The organism is Actinomycetota bacterium (assembly GCA_035759705.1).
Lineage (GTDB): Bacteria > Actinomycetota > CADDZG01 > JAHWKV01 > JAHWKV01 > JAJCYE01.
In genome coordinates this window covers 1-2,281 of sequence record DASTUJ010000045.1, presented here as the reverse complement: position 1 = coordinate 2,281, position 2,281 = coordinate 1, and the positions used below count along the sequence as shown (strand labels likewise).

2 protein-coding genes are annotated in these 2,281 nt (G+C 63.7%); both read right to left on the bottom strand.

Annotation, left to right across the window (positions count from 1 at the left end):
- A partial coding sequence (locus VFV09_03040) for a tetratricopeptide repeat protein (GenBank protein HEU4866682.1) occupies nt 1-1,437 on the bottom strand: 1,437 nt, incomplete at its 3' end.
- 101 nt (nt 1,438-1,538) lie between these two features.
- Nucleotides 1,539-2,281: hypothetical protein (locus VFV09_03035; GenBank protein HEU4866681.1), on the bottom strand; the 743-nt coding region annotated here is incomplete at its 5' end.

Below are 2,281 nucleotides of genomic sequence, written 5' to 3'. Positions count from 1 at the left end.
TCGCATCGTGCCGAGATTGCGAAGGCTCGTTGCTGCCAAGCCGCAGACCTCCGGTTCGTTCCGTCGCCGCGCCGCCAGGCAAAGACGGAGCCATGCCCACCAGACCGCCCGCTGCCATGCCTTCATGGCCTCGTCCCGTCTCCCAAGCTTGCGGTAAGCGACCGCCTGCAAGTGATACGTCTCGGCCCTTCGTGTTTTGAGCTGGAGCATACGGTCGCACAGAACGACCATCTCCTCGAACCGTTCCTGCTCAAAATAGAGTTGAGCCAACCCGTAGTGGGGCTCCCACCGGCGATCGTTTCTGCCGATTGCACCACGAAAGGCATCCTCCGCTGCAGCAAACTGACGGAGGTCCGTGGTTACGACGCCCAGGTTGTAATAGGCGAGATCGAACCCGTCGTCCTCCGCAATCGTCTGAATGAAGGCATCCTTTGCCTCCTCCAGCTTGGTCCGGCGATCCTTCCTGGTTCCCACGCACTCGCGGTACCTTCTCAGGCCTGCGACGTGCTGCTGAGCGGCCCTCCACTTCACGGACCCCCTTAGCGACAGATCGCTGAAGATTCGGATTGCAAGCTCCTCGACGAGCGTTTCGGGAGCGGGCATGGCGCCGGACTTCGAGGACCCCCGGGTTACCTTCCACTGATAGTTCGCCCGCGCGCCGACGGTGCGTGCCGTCAGGGTCAGCTCGTCCCCAACCTGGTGGAGCGAGCCGGTAATCCGGGGGCCCCGTGCAATTCGAGAGACGAGGGAGGCCATCGCGCCGATTGGCAGGTTCACCGGTCCTACTTTGATCGTGGACTCGACCGACACGACTGAGTCCAAGGCGACCATCACGTCTTCGGCCATGATCGGCGCCGGCAACACCAGGGGGTCATCGTTCGCCTTCTCGAACTCGTCGTCGCGCTGGTCTAGGGTCCGTTGTTCGTCGAATGAGACGTTTTGGTGGCCTTTAACGGCGTCGGGAACCGCACGGGTGCGATCGACGACCCGGTATAGGCGATGCAGGCTGCCGAGCTCCGCGACAAGAAGGTTGCCCAACCCGGATGCAGCAGAGGTGGTTCCGCCGGAGGACGAGCCGCTTGCTTCCTTTTGAGAGGCGGGCGACTCCGACAACGAGCGATAGTCGGTGAAGGTTCCGACGACCATGCGTGAGCGTGAGCGCGCGATCCAAACGACGATTGCAAATAGCCCTAATGTCAAGATCAAAGGGAAAAGGTCGTTTCGTTTGATGCCTGCCGGCGCGGAGAAAGCCGTGAGGATGCCTTTGAATCCTTGGCTCACTGAGTCGCCGAACGCATAAAGCACAAAGTTGGCCACCAGAATCATCAGGACCGCCGGGAACACTGCCCAGGCCGCGCGACGTTTCCATAGTCGAAGAAACCCACCAAGAATTCGAGATAATCCAAGCAACACGTACCGCACGATCGTGCCGGGCATGAGGGCCTCCTAGAGAGGAACGGCTCCGATAATGCTTCCCTTTTGAGAGCCGGGCGACCAGCGGGTGATTGACCCATCTTGCCCGGATAAAGTGCCCAGATTTAGACAGGTAGGCTCGGAGCTTCCGAGGTCACAGGCGGGCGTCGTCTCCCCTGGAGGATGAGAAAGAACGCAACGGCGACCCAGATTGCGTGCAGAACCCAGTCGCCCGTGGACAGGACGATGTAGTCCGGCAACAGCCTGGACCATCCCCGGTAGACCGGGTTGGTGGTGTCGAAGAAGTCGACGACCATCGTCAGCTGCGCCCGCCGGCCCTGGACGAACAGCCACGCCAGGTTGAACATCCCGACCACCCCGAGCGCGGTCGTGAGCCACACCCCCCGTGCGGAGCCGGCCCAGATGCAGATCGCGAGCACCGCCGCCGGCAGCACAACCACCACCTGGCGCCCCGGCCACCACCAGCCGTGCATGGTCAGAGCGAGATAAGTGGCGGACAACCAGCCGGCGGCCAGCGGCAGCGCGAGCACCTCCCACCCCGCCGGGCGCTTGCGCGCCAACCAGGCGAGCGCAGGGATCATCAGCAGCCACGCCGGCTGCCAGGCCGCAAGCCCGAAGCGCCGGTCGACCAGCAGGCCGATCAACCGGCTGGTTCGCGTGGCGAAGTTGGGGGTCACGCCCATCACGCTGAACTCCCCGGTCTCGGCGAAATGCTGGCCGGTGGCGTAGACGGTGAGACTCCCGTACCAGCGCAGGTGGCCGAACAGGTACCCCGCGCCCGCCAGGGCGAACACCCCGGCCACAACCATCACCTCCCGCCGGCGGCCGGCACGATGCAGGCGCCACA